A 15,459-nucleotide genomic window follows, 5' to 3' on the forward strand; every position below is an offset into this window, starting at 1 on the left:
GGCCCCTTCGGGCGGCCCGGCCCGCCACCGCCTCTCCCCCGCCCCCGTGCTCGACGTCGACCCGCTGATCGAGGACCCCGATACCCGGATCGTGGTGTGCTGCGGTTCGGGCGGGGTCGGCAAGACGACCACCGCCGCGGCGCTGGGTCTGCGTGCGGCCGAGCGGGGGCGCAAGGTGGTCGTCCTGACCATCGACCCGGCCCGCCGTCTCGCCCAGTCCATGGGCATCGACTCGCTCGACAACATCCCCCGCCGGGTGAAGGGCATAGACGACTCCGCGGGCGGCGAACTGCACGCGATGATGCTCGACATGAAGCGCACCTTCGACGAGATCGTCGAGGCGCACGCGGATCCCGAGCGGGCCTCCGCGATTCTGGGCAACCCCTTCTACCAGTCGCTCTCGGCGGGCTTCGCGGGCACGCAGGAGTACATGGCGATGGAGAAGCTGGGGCAGCTGCGGGCCCGCGACGAGTGGGACCTCATCGTCGTCGACACCCCGCCGTCCCGGTCCGCGCTGGACTTCCTGGACGCGCCGAAACGGCTCGGCTCCTTCCTCGACGGCAGGCTCATCCGCGTGCTGCTGGCACCGGCGAAGGTCGGCGGCCGGGCCGGGATGAAGTTCCTGAACGTCGGGATGTCCATGATGACCGGCGTCCTGGGCAAGGTGCTCGGAGGTCAGCTGCTGGGCGACATGCAGACGTTCGTGGCGGCGATGGACTCCATGTTCGGCGGGTTCCGCACGCGCGCGGACGCCACCTTCAAACTGCTCCAGGCCCCCGGGACCGCGTTCCTGGTGGTCGCGGCCCCGGAACGGGACGCACTGCGCGAGGCCGCGTACTTCGTGGAACGGCTGGCCGCCGAGGACATGCCGCTGGCCGGCCTGGTCCTCAACCGGGTCCACGGCAGCGGCGCCGACCGGCTGTCGGCCGAGCGGGCCCTCGCCGCCGCGGAAAATCTTGAGGACTCCCGCATTGTGGATCAGGAGGACGGGAAAGCTGGACTTCGTAACTCCCCCGACACATACGGAAGTTCGGACGGCTCCGCCGCGGAGACCGCCCCTTCGGAAGCACCCGGCACACCGGCACAGGACGACGTTCCCGACGGAGGCTCCCCCGCCACCGTGGACGACACCGGTGCCGGCGGGGCGGACGAGGTGGACGCGGAGCGGTCCGTGGACCAGCTCACCGCGAGCCTGCTGAGGCTGCACGCCGAGCGGATGCGGCTGCTCTCCCGCGAGCAGCGCACGCGGGACCGCTTCACCGCGCTCCACCCCGAGGTGGCGGTGACGGAAGTGGCCGCGCTGCCCGGCGACGTGCACGACCTGACGGGACTGCGGGACATCGGCGACCGGCTCGCGGCCAACCGGCCGGAGCTGCCCGAGACCGAGGCGAGCGCCTGACACGCGTCGGCACGCCCTGACACCGGCACGTCCTGCCGGGACACCGGCATGTTCCGCGTCGCGCCGACGCACCCCGGGCCCCGTTCACACTGAGCCCCGTGCTCACCGAGCGGAGCAGGGACGCGCTCCCCGGGAGCCCTCAGCCCACCGCCGCGAAGCTCGCGTACACCTCGTCGTCGTCGAGGGGCATGACACCCGTCCCCCGCTCGTACTCGGTGCGCGCGGTCTCCAGCAGCCGGCGCCAGGACGTCACCGTGGGCCGCCGGCGCAGCAGTGCGCGGCGCTCACGCTCCGTCATGCCTCCCCACACGCCGAACTCGACGCGGTTGTCCAGCGCGTCGGCCAGGCACTCCGTGCGCACCGGACACCCGGTGCACACCGCCTTGGCCCTGTTCTGCGCTGCTCCTTGAACGAACAGTTCATCCGGATCCGTAGTGCGGCAGGCAGCCTGCGCACTCCAGTCGGTAACCCAGCCCATACCGGCGCCGTCCTCTCCCGAATCGAGGCTCCCCCACGGCGGCAGCGGCATATTCACCGCCGCCAGTTGAGGACGTTACGGAAGGCGGACACAGCGCAACACCCCCAGCGGGCCCAATCTTGAATGGTCCGAACGGACTATGGGTAAGCGGCAGATCACCCGGGGGAGTGAGCTGGCGACATGCGCGACAATCCCGGCGCTCGGGGGCGTTTCCCTCGCTCCACAACGGACACCATGTGACACGGAAGGCGGATCCGGACACGCACCTCGCACGCCCCGACGAAAAAAGTCGGAGAGAGCCGGAACGATTCGGGGTCGCCCGGCGTATTGATACGTGACCTCACTGCTGTGACAGTTGTGGGCAGCTTAGGCCAAGGCCTGTACGCGTGTCCGGCGAATGAGAACGTAGGCTGCTCCCATGCCAAAGAAGCGCTCGGGCGGTGGTCTGTCGGCACCGCAGCAGGCCGCGAAGTTCCTCGGTGTCAGTGTCCTGTCGGGAGCCGTGCTGGCCGGTATCGCGCTCCCCGCCGTGGGCGCGCTGGGCCTCGCCGCCAAGGGAACGGTGGAGAGCTTCGACGAACTCCCCGCCAACCTCAAGACACCCCCGCTGAGTCAGCGCACCACCATCCTCGACGCGGGGGGCGGCAAGATCGCCACCGTCTACTCGCGCGACCGCACGGTGGTCGACCTCAAGGACATCTCGCCGCACCTGCAGAAGGCGATCGTCGCGATCGAGGACTCGCGCTTCTACGAACACGGCGCGGTCGACCTGAAGGGCGTCCTGCGCGCGATGAACCGCAACGCGCAGACCGGCGGCGTCACCGAGGGCGCGTCCACCCTGACGCAGCAGTACGTGAAGAACGTCTTCGTGGAGGAGGCCGGCGACGACCCGACGAAGGTCGCGCAGGCCACCCAGCAGACGATCGGCCGCAAGATCCGCGAGCTGAAGTTCGCGATCCAGGTCGAGGAGGAGCTGGGCAAGAAGAAGATCCTCGAGAACTATCTGAACATCACCTACTTCGGGCAGCAGGCCTACGGCGTGGAGGCCGCCTCCCAGCGCTACTTCTCCAAGCCCGCCAAGGACCTGAACCTCCAGGAGTCCGCGCTCATCGCCGGCCTCGTCCAGTCGCCGAGCCGGTACGACCCGGTCAACGACGAGACGGAGGCCACCAAGCGGCGCAACATCGTCCTGGCGCGGATGGCCCAGGTCGGCGACATCTCCCAGGAGCAGGCCGCCGAGGCCTCGGCGGCACCGCTCGGGCTGAAGGTCAGCAAGCCGAAGAACGGCTGCATCACGGCGGTCGACGGCGCGGGCTTCTTCTGCGACTACGTGCGCCAGGTGTTCCTGAAGGACCCGGTCTTCGGCAAGACCCCGGAGGAACGGGCCAAGGTCTGGAACCGCGGCGGTCTGACGATCCGTACGACGCTCGACTCGCAGGCGCAGAAGTCCCTGCAGGAGTCGGTCAGGACCCACGTCAACAAGAGCGACGAGGTGGCCACCGCCGCCAGCGTCGTGGAGCCCGGCACCGGCAAGATCCTCGCCATGGGCCAGTCGCGTCCGTACGGCTTCGGCAAGAACGAGACGCAGATCAACCTCTCCGTGGACCAGGCCATGGGCGGCGGCGCCGGCTACCAGCCCGGTTCGACGTTCAAGCCGATCGTGGCCGCGGCCGCCCTCGAGGGCGGGATGCCGGCGACGAAGACGTACGCCTCGCCGTACCAGATGGACTACCCGGCCCCGGTCCAGGCCTGCGAGGGCAAGACGTGGAACGAGTCGGGCGTCCCGGTCGAGAACGAGAACGAGACCGAGGTCGGCCCGTACGACATGAAGGAAGCGACCGCGAAGTCGGTCAACACCTACTACATCGAGATGATCAGTGACATCGGCATCTGCCCGGTGACGGAGCTGGCGAAGAAGATGGGCGTCGAGCGGGCCGACGGCAACAAGATGCTGCAGGCGCCGTCGATCGCCCTCGGCACCCAGGAGATGTCCCCGCTGACCATGGCGAACGGCTACGCCGCGTTCGCCTCGCGCGGCATGTACTGCACGCCGGTCGCCATCGAGTCCATCAGCCAGCGCGTCGGCGAGAAGTCGAAGTCGCTCCCGGTCCCGAAGTCGACGTGCTCGCGCGCGATGTCGGAGAAGACCGCCGACACCATCAACACCCTCCTGCGGGGCGTGGTCGAGGACGGTACGGGTACGGAGGCCGGCCTCGGCGGCCGCCCGAGCGCGGGCAAGACCGGTACGACGGACTTCCGTTACGCCGCCTGGTTCGTGGGCTACACGCCGAACCTGGCCGGCGCGGTGTGGGTCGGCGACCCCGAGCACAAGCGGCAGATGGTCGACATCTCGATCGGCGGGACCTGGCACTCGAAGGTGTTCGGCGGCCAGGTGCCCGGCCCGATCTGGCGCGACATGATGAGCGGCGCGCTGAACGGCAAGCCGGCCCCCGAGTTCAACCTCGTCAACATCCCGGACCGCAAGAAGCCCGACGAGGACAAGGGCCGGGGCCGGGGCCGCGGGAACGACGACGGCAACCGTGACGACGGCCGCAACGACGACGCCGGCGGGTTCATCGGCGGCCTGGTCGGCGGCGGCAACGGCGGTGGCGACGGCGGCACGGGCACCAACGGCGGGGCCGAGCCCAACCCGACCATCTCCCTCCCGGAGGGCTTCTTCCAGGGCCCGGGCAACGGGCCGGGCGGACGTCGCTGACGGCACACCGGCGGCATCACGAAGGGGCTCTCCTTCCCGGATCGGGAAGGAGAGCCCCTTCGTCTCGCGTCGTGGTCCGTCCCCGCGGCGGTGCGCCGCGGTCGCCCGGTCGGCTCAGCCGGCGAGGAGCCTCTTCACCGCGGCGGCCACCCGGCCGCCCTCGGCCTGTCCGGCCACCTTCGGGTTGACGATCTTCATGACCGCCCCCATGGCCCGCGGGCCCTCCGCGCCGGCCGCCTTCGCCTCCTCGACGGCCTGGGCGACGATCGCGTCCAGCTCGTCGTCGGACAGCTGCCGGGGCAGGTACCGCGCGAGGAATTCGCCCTCCGCCTTCTCCCGCGCGGCCTGCTCGGGACGCCCGCCCTGCGCGAAGGCGTCCGCCGCCTCACGGCGCTTCTTCGCCTCACGGGTGATCACCTTGAGGACCTCGTCGTCGGAGAGCTCGCGCTTCTCCGTCCCCGCGACCTCCTCCTTGGTGATCGCGGTGAGCGTGAGCCGGAGCGTGGAGGAGCTGAGCTCGTCACGCTCTCTGATCGCAACGTTGAGGTCGTCGTGCAGCTTCGACTTGAGCGTGGTCATGCCTCGATTGTCGCAGGAAGGGGAGGAAGGACGCCCGCACATTTCCCCCTCGCCCCCAAGGTCCGGCGTTCCGGGGCGCGTTCGGGAGGACGGGTGCCGGGCCGGCCGGCCGCCGGGAAGGCACCGCGTCCCTTCCCCCTCCCCGGATCTGACACGATGGGCACATGCGCGCGCGATACGGAATCCCCCTGGGAATCACGGCGGCCGGCGCCGCCGGACTGGTGTACGCGGCGGGCTTCGAGGCCCGCTCCTTCCGGCTGCGACGGGTGACGATCCCCGTCCTGCCCGCCGGAATGCGCCCCCTGCGCGTCCTGCAGGTCTCCGACATCCACCTGGTGAGCGGCCAGCGCAAGAAGCAGCGCTGGCTGCGCTCCCTGGCGGGCCTGCGCCCGGACCTCGTGATCAACACGGGGGACAACCTGTCCGACCCGGAGGGCGTCCCGGAGGTGCTGGACGCCCTGGGCCCGCTGATGGAGTTCCCGGGCGCGTACGTCTTCGGCTCCAACGACTACTACGGTCCCAAGCTGCGCAACCCGGCCCGCTACCTGATCGAGAAGGCCCAGGGCCGGCACGGCCTGAACGGCAACGACCCGGCCGCCAACGTGATCCACAACCCGTGGGAGGACCTGCGGGACGGCTTCGACGGCGCCGGCTGGCGGAACCTGACGAACACCAGGGACACCCTGAAGATCGAGGGCGTCACCGTCGAGCTGACCGGCCTGGACGACCCGCACATCAAACGGGACCGCTACGCGGAGGTGGCGGGCGGCCCGTCGGACGCGGCGGACTTCTCGATGGGCGTCGTCCACGCCCCCTACCTGCGCGCCCTGGACTCCTTCACGGCCGACGGCTACCCCCTGGTCCTGGCCGGCCACACCCACGGCGGCCAGCTCTGCATCCCCTTCTACGGTGCGCTGGTCACCAACTGCGACCTGGACACCGACCGGGTGAAGGGCCTGTCCACGCACACGTCCGGAGGCCGCACGTCCTACCTCCACGTCTCCGCGGGCTGCGGCACCAACCGCTACACCCCGGTCCGCATCGCCTGCCCGCCGGAGGCAACGCTGATGACCCTGGTGGGCCGGGAGTAACACCCGAAGAGGCCGGACGGAGCCGGGTCGCCCCCCGGGCAGCCCGGGTAACCCGTCCGGCCCACCCGCATCGCCCCGGCCGGGCGGTCCGCCCACTCTGGGGACCATGACCGCCCCGATACCCAGGGACATCCCCGACCTCCCCGTCATCCCCGGGAGACGGACGACCCTCACGCCCTCGTCCGCTCCCGCGGGAGCCGTGGCGCCACCGGTGCGCCGCCCCCTGACCGCGGTGTACCGCCTGCTGCTGGCGCTGGCGGCGCTCGCGGCGGTGACCGTCGAGCTCCTGCTCGGCAGCCCGGCCCGCGTCCTGAGCCACTTCACGGTCCAGAGCACGCTCCTGCTGGCCGCGGTCATGCTCGCCTCGGCCGGCCGGGCCTGGACGGCCCGCCGCCCCCTCCCGGGCGCCCTGACCGGAGCGGCCCTGCTGTACGTGATCGCGGCGGCCCTACTCCACCACGTGCTCCTGGCGGACGCGGCCCCGGCGTACACGCTGACGGGGCCGGCGGCGACGGCGGACCCGACCGGCCCGGCGGGCACCCTGGCCGCACTCGCGCCCCCGGCCCTGCACACGGTGCTCCCGATCGCGGCGGTCCTGGACTGGCTGCTCCTCTCCCCGCCGGCCCGCACCCGCCTCGTCCACGCCGCCGCGTGGCTCCTGTACCCGGCGGCCCACCTGGCCCTCGCCCCGGCCCTCGGCGGCCTCCTCCTCACCGGCCCGGCCCGCCACCTCTACCCCTTCCAGGACGCCGGCCGGCACGGCCACCCGTACGTTCTGGGCGTCTCCCTCCTCCTGCTCCTCGCCCTGTACTGCCTGGCCCTCGCCCTCATCACCCTGGACCGCACCCGCCCGGACCCCGTGCGCCTGGGCGCCAAAACCGGATTTCGTCTCCGGCCACCGGTGGGCTAAAGTAAACGACGTCGCCGCGAGAGCAGCGACGATCGGGGTGTGGCGCAGCTTGGTAGCGCGCTTCGTTCGGGACGAAGAGGTCGTGGGTTCAAATCCCGCCACCCCGACGCTGGTCAGAGGGCCAATCGCATGATCGCGATTGGCCCTCTGCCGTGCTCGGGGGCTAAACAGGGGGCCAAACAAACTTCACCAAGGTCCAAGCGCGGCAGTCCAGGATCGCTTGCGGGGGTCCATCCGTGGGTGCAGGGAACTGGCCCCAGCCTCGGGCCAGCGGCCATCTCAGGTCTGGAGCAAGCGCTCGACGCCCTCGGGTTTAATGACGCCGTGGATCAAGGGATAGCGGGGTTAGCAGGAGCGGCAATCGGTGGCCTCATCGGCGTCATAGGCACGCTGGGAGCTGCGCGGCTGACTGGAAGGGACCAGCGGCGGAATCAACACGACCATTGGCGCCGACAGCAGCAACGGGATGCGTACGGTCAACTCGTCGCTCAAGCATCTGAGGCCATAAGGGCCGGTGGCTACAGCTTGGACGCCTACGCAGATCAAGAGCCGACCGCAGGCGATCTTGCCGAGCAGTTCCATGAGACAGTCCGCAGGCTCGATACCGCGACAAGCCTCGTAGCACTGGAGGGACCAGAAGAAGCAGCCACCTCTGCGATGAAGCTGGTAGCAAAACTGACCCTCTGGGCTAACAGCCTCTTACTGGTTAACGGCCGAGATGAGGGAAGCTACGTTCCCTCCACGGCCAGGGTGGCGGACATGGGCCTGCCTGAGTTGATGGAGGAGAAGGAGCAGAGCCACGAAGCCCTGGACTCCTTCATCCACCTCTGCCGCCGCCTCCTGGACGCCTGACATTGTGGTCTCTGCACTCAGGCTAAGAAGCTGGTCCAGAGGTCACCCACGGAAGCTCATGGGGGACCTCCGCCAAGCCAGCGCCTCAAGCCCCGATCACGTCCGTCTCGCCTTCATGGTCACCGAAGATCTTGTCCATCGCTTCGGCGCCCATCGTGATCACGGGCCGGAGCTGTTTGCGGTAAACCGCCTCAGTGGTGGTCTGGCTGCTGTGGCCGACCAACAGAGCGATGGTCTCCAGCGGGATGCCGTGATCAGAGAGTAGGGACACGAAGCTGTGTCGGAGTTCCCGCGGGGTCCACTCCGGCTTCAGCCCGGCTTTCTTCACGATGGCCTTGAAGTCACGTCGGACGTTCGCTGCGTCGAGCGGCTCGCCGCTCCGCGTTGTGAAGACACGGCCGGTCGGACTCCACTCCATCCCTCTGGATGCCCGCTCCTGCTTCTGCCATCGCTTGTGCTCTTCGAGCACGTCGACCACCTGTTTCGGCAGGGCGATGGTCCTCCGGCTCTTCCTGGTCTTCGTGTCGCCGTGCTTACGCACGGAGCGCCACACCGCGACGTGCGACGGTACGCCGTCCTTCGTCTCCAAGAAGACGTGATCCCAGGTGAGGGGCCGCGCCTCCTCCGTGCGGACTCAACTCAGGAGTGAGAGCACGAGGTAGGCGTACAGCCGCGACGGGCGGGCCGCGGCGAGCACGGCTTTCGCCTGTTCCAGATTGAGCGCCTTGCTCGGCCGGCCGGGGCGTCCCTCCGGAGCGGTGACGAGCAGGGCCACGTTCCGCGCGGCCTTGTCCCTGCGCTGAGCGTGCGCGATGGAACGGCGCAGGATGGCGAGCAGGTCGCGCAGGCTCCGGGTCGCGAGCACTTCGGTCCTGTCGTCCAACCAGTCGTCCACGTCGTCCGCGCTGAGATCCTTCAGCTTGGCCTTGCCGATGAACGGGGTCAGGTGCTTGTTCGCCATCGTGCGGTTCTTGCTGACGGTCTTCTCGTCGCGGCCCTTCAAGCCTCGCTCCAACCAGTCGTTCACCGCGTCGGCCACGGTGTAGTTGGCCGGCGACTTGACGCCGGTCTGCACCTCCTTCTTCAAGTCCCTGATCTTCTGGCGCACTTCGGTCTTCGTCTTGCCGTACACCTTCGGTCGACGGCGCTTGCCGTTCGGGGCGTACCCCAGAGAAACGGCCCCCACGTAGCGATTCTTGGCGGGGTCCCAGTAGATCGTGTCCTCACCATGCCCGGCCCTGCGGGCCCGCTTCGGGTTTTCGGTCATGCTGTGTTGTGCCTCCACTCTGCGGATAAAGCCTGGTGACGGCCGACATACGTATGCATGGCAGCTCCTGAAGTGGGAGGGACAGGAAGCCGGAGCAGTCGCAGGCGTGTTGGTGAGACGGCGACTGTCCGGGAAGCACCCGAGCCGCAGCGCGGCGTGGGTCGGTGCCCCGGGCCGGAGTCGATCCGGCGCCCTCGCGGCAGGATGCCGGAGCGGTGAACGTGTCTCCTTCGGGGGGTGCTGCGCCCGTATCAGGTAGCGCGGCATGACCCCGTTGTAGGCGTATGGAGACGTGACCTCTCGGTCTGAGCCCTCCCGAATGACCAGGGTCGGGTGCGCCCTCGGCCCGCTCTCTCCCGGGCCCCTTGAGACCGCGTCCATGGACGTGGTCCCCATTGGGTGATGCGGTTTTTGCAGGTCAAGCACTTGCAGACACAGTCGGCGGAACCCTTTCAGGCCCGTCATTCTGACACGTAATAGCATGTACTAGCACAATCCACCACGCAAGAGGTCCACGCGAATCTCGTGCTAGGGCGTACTAACGGCCAGTACGCTCGATGGCGTGACCAGCGCTGAAATCTCGAAAGACGACCCCCGTACGGAGTCCGAGCAAGCGGCCGACATCCTGCGCCAAGAGATTCTTCGTGGCGACATCAAGCCCGGTGCCCATGTGGGGTCCGTCCGGGACTTGGCCGCACGGTTCAAGATCTCCGGGATGACCGTGCAGCGCGCTCTTACGATCCTGCGTGAGGATGGGCTCATCACGACCACATCGCGCGGGAGCTACGCCCGGAACCCGCAGCAGCCGGCCGAAAGCCACGAAGCGAACGCAGGCGTTGACCTCCCCGAAGTCCTGCGTCAGCTCGAACATCTCACCTCCCAAGTCTCAGATCTGCGCGGCAGAGTCGAACGGCTCGAAGCGCTCGAAGACCGCTCCGCGCCGGGTGGTGCGTGATCTGTAACCAGCATGGGAGTAACGGAGGGTGTGAAGTAAGTGACAGCCTGGGGACGGTGCGGCGGAGGTGGGGACATGCCCAGTGACACCCCCCTGTCCCCTTCCCTGTCCCCCTATCGCGCGGGTGAGACTCGGAGTAGGCACTCGGAGGAGGGCACAGGCACATGACCGACGACAGGCCCGCATGGGCGCGGCGCATCGCTGCCGAACGAGCGGCGCGCGACTGGTCGCAGCGTGACGCAGTCAGGGCACTGCGGGCGCACGCTCCTACGGAGCTGCCCGCAGAGGACAGCATGATTCGCCAGTGGAAGCGCCGGGAGTCAGGCCAGATGCCGAACGACTTCTACCAACCGATCATCGCGGCCGTGTTCGGCACGGTGACGCACGCTCTCTTCCCTGCGCCGGCGCGCCGGGACGGGGACAAGGAGATCTTGGCCGCGAGCGGCATGGAGACGCTGGAGATCGTGAGCCGCCTGAACCGCTCCGATGTCGACAACGCCACGCTTGACGCACTACGGATCACGGCCGACCGGCTCGCCTCTGAGTACCCGTTCATGCCCAGCGAACAGCTCCTTATTGAGGGGCGTCAGTGGCTGCGCCGTGTGGTTGAACTCCACACGAAGAGCCTCACGCTTGCCCAGCACCGCGAAGTGCTCGCCCTATCCGGTTGGCTCGCACTGTTGGTCGGTTGTGTGGAGTACGACACCGGGGACCGGCATGCGGCCGAGTCAACGCGGCGCGCCGCCCTCTCCCTCGCGACCGAGGCTGACCATGCTGAGGTGGCCGGGTGGGCACACGAGATGCGGGCTTGGTTTGCCCTCACGACCGGCGATTACCGCGGCGCCATCGCGGCGGCGCAGGCCGGAGCCGAGACGGCACAGCATCACGGCGTGGCCGTGCAGCTTGCAGCGCAGGAAGCCAAGGCGTGGGCTCGGATCGGGGACCGCCGGCAAGTCGAGGTGGCCTTGGACAAGGGGCGGCGGTTGCTCGAAGGGATGCCGTACCCCGAGAACCTGGACAACCACTTCGTGGTGGACCCTGCCAAGTTCGACTTCTACACGATGGACTGCTACCGCCTGGTTGGTGAGGACAAGCTCGCGCGCACCCTCGCCGAAGAGGTGCTGAGGGCAGGAACCGACTTCGACGGCACCGAGCGCTCGCCCATGCGCAACGCGGAAGCCCGAGTCACGCTCGGAGTCACGGCAGCGCGTGAGGGCGACTTGGAACAGGCTCTGATCATGGGTGAGCGAGCCCTCGAAGGGGACCGTCAGTCAGTGCCATCCCTGATCATGACCAACCGCGAACTCGCCGCCGAGATGCGGCGCCGGTACAGCTCCGAGCCGGCGGCGCAGGACTACCTCGCGCGGCTTCACACGCTCGCCGAGCAGAAGCCCGGATTCATGCCTCGGTAAGAATAGGCACCGAACCGTCAATCTGTCGCAAAGCGTTGACACTCCAAGCAAGGATGATGGCAGGTATCTGGTGGAGCAGTGACACCACTTGGATAGATTGCCTTTCCTACGCGCAGGCCGTGGACGATTGTGGAGTCACCCAGGCGGAACTCGGTACCGGGAACCCACCAAAAACGGGAAAGGTAGTTCAGATGGGCGGACAGCGCAACTAGTGGGTGATGAGGTCGCTGGGCCTGAAAACACATGAGAAGCTCGGTCCCTTTACTCGGCCAAGGCACGCAAAAACCGGTATCTGGGTCGCACCATTCGAAGTGTCCGAGGTCGGCTATCGTCACGAACTTGGGCCATTCCTCTGGCGGACGCCCCTGACACCAGGATTCGATCCACTTTGAAACAGTCTTCACTCTCCGAGATGTGGAGCTGTAGGCGAAAACCCCGCCAGACACTGGGATGTAGTCCATCAGACCTGTGCTGACAGGGAACCGCACATGATGAATATCCGCCTGTCTGCGGCGAGGCGCTGTCTGCACGTCGGCGATCGCCTGCATCGCATCTTCCAGCACCTGCCTACCCACGACACTCTTGACTTCAATGGCGGTGTGAACAGCCGAAGGGTCGATGTACACGCGACCGTCATCGTTGAGTATCCGGTGTGGGGTAATTCTCGGGTCAGCCAGTACCACGTCTTGCTGACGGAACCACTCCCCGGTACTGGAGTCCTCTACGCCAGCACGCTTATAGACCTTGGCATGGCGCTGGATGTACTTGCTTACCACCGTCCGGAATGCGTGCTCGCGTTCGTTGCCTTGGTCGGTAGGGTGCCGCAACGTCGAGGATTCACGGAATGCATCGCCCAGGAAGACGGCATCACGTACAAACCGGTCCAAGATGTCGAATTCTCTGATCACGCTAACCTCGTAGCTGCAATCTCTCCAACTCGCAAGCAACAGCAGAAAAGTTAGGAAATAAATCCACCGCTTTTAAGTTCGGTCCGCAAGCCCTCTCGATTGTACGCCGTTCCCGCAATCAGTACTGCACGACAGTAGGCCTCAAGAACCCTCAGCAGCCCAGGCGGAAATCCCGCTTTCGTTGGAATGTCCCACGCACCTTTGAGTAGCTTCTCAAGCTCCTCGATTCCCGCACGCAGCTCGATGTGCGTATCCCATTTCGCGACGTGTGCAAGTCGGCTTCTGGGGGAGCGGCTCTCCCGCGCTCTGAGTCTGCTCCCAGCTAGCTCCAAGGCGCGCAGAACAGTCACTTCTGCGAGCGTCAGCATCAAGTTTTCTTGATTCTTGAAAGACTGCCCCCGCGGATGCATCCTTACCGTGGAATGCACAGCAGAAGTGCTTTCAGCGCCTGCGTCGCCGTCCATCACTAGCTGACCCCTTCTTCAAGTAGCGGAACTCACCCTTGTGCCGATCAGTTCTAATCCATCCGACCCTCGAGTTTATCCGCGTACTGCCCTTTGGGTTGCACAATACCGCTTCACGGGCTTCAGCACTGGCGCTTTAGGAAGGTTGAGTAGCCCAGCGGATGGGCGCACCTCCTCAAACGCGACACCGGTGGTTCAGCCCTACCCTCGGGGGTTGGTCTAACTAAGTGTCGAGTGAGACGTTCCGTAGCCGAATCGGCTGCCGGTCCACTTGCTGACGGGCGGCCACGCCAACCCGTACGCCAACCGGAGGGCGCACGACCCGATCACCGAGGGCACCTAATGCCCGCGGCTGAGACGCGGAGCGTCAAGGGGGCCAAAGAGGGGGCCAGACGAGGCAGCCACACCGGTACCGTCCCGGACGGTTATGGACGACACCGAGAATGAACCAGCAGGCCAGTGACCAAGCGCAGAACGTCCCGAGGGACACAATTGCGTTCGGGACGAAGAGGTCGTGGGTTCAAATCTCGCCACCCCGACAGTGAAGAACCAGGTCCCTCAACCTACTCACGTGAGTAGGTTGAGGGACCTGGTTCGTTTGCGTGTCCGTCTGCGTGACTAACGGTTCCCGTGTGTCCACGGCCGCTGCGGATCAGCGCCAAGGATCCCGTCCGTGACCATGGCGTCGGTCTGGATCTCGGGCCGGATCCGCTTCTGGTAGACCTCCCCGGTCACTGCCGTTCCGGAGTGCCCGACGAGCCGGGAGATCACTTCCAGCGGGACGCCGCGAGCGGACAGCAGGGACATGAAGCGGTGCCGGAACTCCCGAGGCGTCCGCTTGCCGGCGTCGATCCCGTCGACGCCCTTGAGCACCTGGCGGAAGGCGCGGCGAACGTCGGCCGCCTTCAGCGGCTCGCCCACGGCCGAGGAGAAGACGGGCCCGTGTTCCACACCCGCTGGAACTCCTCGGCCGCGATGGCCTCCAGCGGTTCCTCCTCAGGGTCGACCGCTTGGTCCGTCAGACCGCCGTGCTCGTCCTCCAGGTGCTCCCAGCTGTACCGGTGGAGCCGGCCGACCGGAGTCAACTCGGCCTGCCTGATGACGATCAGCTCACCGCGGTCGGGTACGGCCTCGATGTACCACAGACCGCCCTCCTCATCGGCGTGACGGAAGTGGTGCCGCAGGGCGGCGTTCTCATCGAGTGCCCGGAAGTACGCCACGGTCTCTGCTTTGATGCGCTCCAGGTCGACCACGGGACCATCGTGCCGGCGAGCGCGCGGATTGCTCCGTTCCGGCATGCACGAGGGACATCGACGACATCGGACGCCGACGCTCCCGGGGCTCACGTTCGGGTGATCCCTCTCCGCCTCCCCTCGCCTGCCGGCCTCACCGCATACGCGGCGAGCAGCGGTTCGAGGATGCCCGCCGCCGCCGCGTCGGCCCGGTCTTCCCTCGCGTCCAGCAGGTCGGCCGCGACCACGGAAGCCGGAGCGTCCTTGCCCTCCCCCGCTCCCCCCGCATCCGACGCGAGGAAGGCCCAAACCTCCGCCGGCGGCACACGGACGACGAGGTTGCCGCCCCGAGTGTCGAGAACCAGGCCGAAACCGGCCTCCAGCTTGCCCAGTCGGTCCGGGTGCACGTAGACCTCGGCACGCCCGGGAGCCACATAGTCGGCGCCCACACGGGGAGCGGCGCTGCCCCCGCCCCTCACGACGTCCGGGTCGGTGAGCAGGACGTGCACGGCACCACGGTGCACGCGGTAGCGCCGCACTTCGGCCCTCGCGACGAGGAGCTTCTGCAGGCGCGCTGCCGACAGCTCGCCGTGGGCGGCCAGATTCCGGAGACGCGCAAGCAGGCGGGAGCGTTCCGGGCCCGACAACTCGGGCGGCCGGCACCCCGAGAGCATGGCGAGGATCCCCCACGCATTGCGCGCCGACAGCGGACGCCCCGGTTCGGGAGCCGAGAGCTTGCGGTCACGAACGCTGTCCGCGTCCACGATCCACCGTCCGCCCACCAGCGTGCCCCGCAGTCGCTCCTCATGCAGGAGCCGGCGCACACGCGAGTCGTCCACGCCCAGGCTCTGCGCGGCCTGCCTGACGGATACGAAGTCCACGTCACACCTTCCTTGCGTGCTCTCTCAAGCAGAAAGGAGGGAACACGCACCGAGTGCCCACCTCCCCTCGGCTTGCGTCAAACCTCACGACTGCGGGAGGGAACACGCAATCGGGCATCCTGCGGCTCTGCCGGATCCGCGGACCGCTCGAGAACCGCTCGGGAGGGGCGCGAGGCGGTCTCCCGGGGATTCTCGGGAGTGGCTGAGGAGCTTTCCTCCACGGACACCTCCGCCCACACCGTCTTGCCGACGGGCCTGCGGGGTGTCGAGCCCCAGCGCAGGGACAGGGCGTCCACCAGGAGCAGTCCCCGGCCC

Annotated in this window: 12 protein-coding genes, 1 tRNA gene and 3 pseudogenes; 8 read left to right on the forward strand and 8 right to left on the reverse strand. The window is 67.7% G+C overall.

From position 1 onward, the window contains the following. The coding region (bagB, locus tag AOK18_RS13405; RefSeq protein ID WP_055694493.1) for an ATPase BagB at window positions 1-1,399 on the forward strand (1,399 nt) is incomplete at its 5' end. A gap of 139 nt (window positions 1,400-1,538) precedes the next feature. Here the strand turns inward: bagB and wblA are convergent. Then, window positions 1,539-1,877: a transcriptional regulator WblA gene (gene wblA, locus AOK18_RS33315; protein ID WP_055572870.1), complete on the reverse strand. Its 339-nt coding sequence runs from the start codon at window positions 1,875-1,877 to the stop codon at window positions 1,539-1,541. A 418-nt stretch (window positions 1,878-2,295) separates the two neighbouring features. On the opposite strand from wblA, the gene AOK18_RS13415 reads away from it, so the two are divergent. Continuing rightward, the gene (locus AOK18_RS13415) at window positions 2,296-4,593 is read left to right on the forward strand and encodes a transglycosylase domain-containing protein (RefSeq protein WP_055694494.1); all 2,298 of its coding nucleotides are present in this window, start codon (window positions 2,296-2,298) and stop codon (window positions 4,591-4,593) included. A 114-nt stretch (window positions 4,594-4,707) separates the two neighbouring features. Here AOK18_RS13415 and AOK18_RS13420 read toward each other — a convergent pair whose 3' ends face one another. Continuing rightward, window positions 4,708-5,172 (reverse strand): GatB/YqeY domain-containing protein, encoded by a 465-nt coding sequence (locus tag AOK18_RS13420; protein ID WP_055572868.1) that lies wholly within the window; start codon window positions 5,170-5,172, stop codon window positions 4,708-4,710. Between the two features lie 164 nt (window positions 5,173-5,336). Between AOK18_RS13420 and AOK18_RS13425 the strand changes: the two genes are divergently transcribed. From AOK18_RS13425 to AOK18_RS32995, 4 genes are all read left to right on the forward strand, one after another. Next, window positions 5,337-6,263: a metallophosphoesterase gene (locus AOK18_RS13425; protein WP_055572867.1), complete on the forward strand. Its 927-nt coding sequence runs from the start codon at window positions 5,337-5,339 to the stop codon at window positions 6,261-6,263. 106 nt (window positions 6,264-6,369) lie between these two features. Beyond that, window positions 6,370-7,173, forward strand: coding sequence for a Pr6Pr family membrane protein (locus AOK18_RS13430; protein WP_055694495.1), 804 nt, complete (start codon window positions 6,370-6,372; stop codon window positions 7,171-7,173). A 33-nt stretch (window positions 7,174-7,206) separates the two neighbouring features. Further along, window positions 7,207-7,280, forward strand: a tRNA-Pro gene (locus AOK18_RS13435). Window positions 7,281-7,413: 133 nt separating this feature from the next. Continuing rightward, a complete protein-coding gene (locus AOK18_RS32995; RefSeq protein ID WP_157865086.1) occupies window positions 7,414-8,025 on the forward strand; it encodes a hypothetical protein in 612 nt (203 codons plus the stop codon). Between the two features lie 85 nt (window positions 8,026-8,110). On the opposite strand, the pseudogene AOK18_RS13450 reads toward AOK18_RS32995, so the two are convergent. Beyond that, a pseudogene (locus AOK18_RS13450) lies at window positions 8,111-9,292 on the reverse strand (site-specific integrase). Window positions 9,293-9,854: 562 nt separating this feature from the next. Here AOK18_RS13450 and AOK18_RS13455 point away from each other — a divergent pair. Together AOK18_RS13455 and AOK18_RS13460 are read left to right on the forward strand one after the other, a co-directional pair. Next, window positions 9,855-10,247 carry a GntR family transcriptional regulator gene (locus AOK18_RS13455; RefSeq protein WP_055694498.1) on the forward strand — a complete coding sequence of 131 codons (393 nt, stop codon included), beginning with the start codon at window positions 9,855-9,857 and terminating at the stop codon, window positions 10,245-10,247. 164 nt (window positions 10,248-10,411) lie between these two features. Further along, window positions 10,412-11,659 carry an NsdA family TPR-like regulatory protein gene (locus tag AOK18_RS13460; RefSeq protein ID WP_079105000.1) on the forward strand — a complete coding sequence of 416 codons (1,248 nt, stop codon included), beginning with the start codon at window positions 10,412-10,414 and terminating at the stop codon, window positions 11,657-11,659. Window positions 11,660-11,676: 17 nt separating this feature from the next. Here the strand turns inward: AOK18_RS13460 and AOK18_RS33000 are convergent, their stop codons facing one another. From AOK18_RS33000 to AOK18_RS35380, 5 genes and pseudogenes are all read right to left on the reverse strand, one after another. Further along, entirely contained in the window at window positions 11,677-12,567 is an 891-nt protein-coding gene (locus AOK18_RS33000; protein ID WP_157865087.1) for a DUF6602 domain-containing protein, read from the reverse strand. A 1,082-nt stretch (window positions 12,568-13,649) separates the two neighbouring features. Further along, window positions 13,650-13,979 (reverse strand): annotated as a pseudogene (locus AOK18_RS13465) (tyrosine-type recombinase/integrase); the annotation flags it as partial. After that, a complete protein-coding gene (locus AOK18_RS13470; protein WP_055694499.1) occupies window positions 13,937-14,284 on the reverse strand; it encodes a hypothetical protein in 348 nt (115 codons plus the stop codon). The pseudogene AOK18_RS13465 and the gene AOK18_RS13470, both read right to left, overlap by 43 nt. 89 nt (window positions 14,285-14,373) lie before the next feature. Next, window positions 14,374-15,144: a MerR family transcriptional regulator gene (locus tag AOK18_RS13475; RefSeq protein ID WP_055694500.1), complete on the reverse strand. Its 771-nt coding sequence runs from the start codon at window positions 15,142-15,144 to the stop codon at window positions 14,374-14,376. A 215-nt stretch (window positions 15,145-15,359) separates the two neighbouring features. Next, window positions 15,360-15,459: pseudogene (locus AOK18_RS35380) on the reverse strand (ATP-binding protein); the annotation flags it as partial.

Origin of the sequence: Streptomyces prasinopilosus, from assembly GCF_001419695.1 — a bacterium.
Lineage (GTDB): Bacteria > Actinomycetota > Actinomycetes > Streptomycetales > Streptomycetaceae > Streptomyces > Streptomyces prasinopilosus.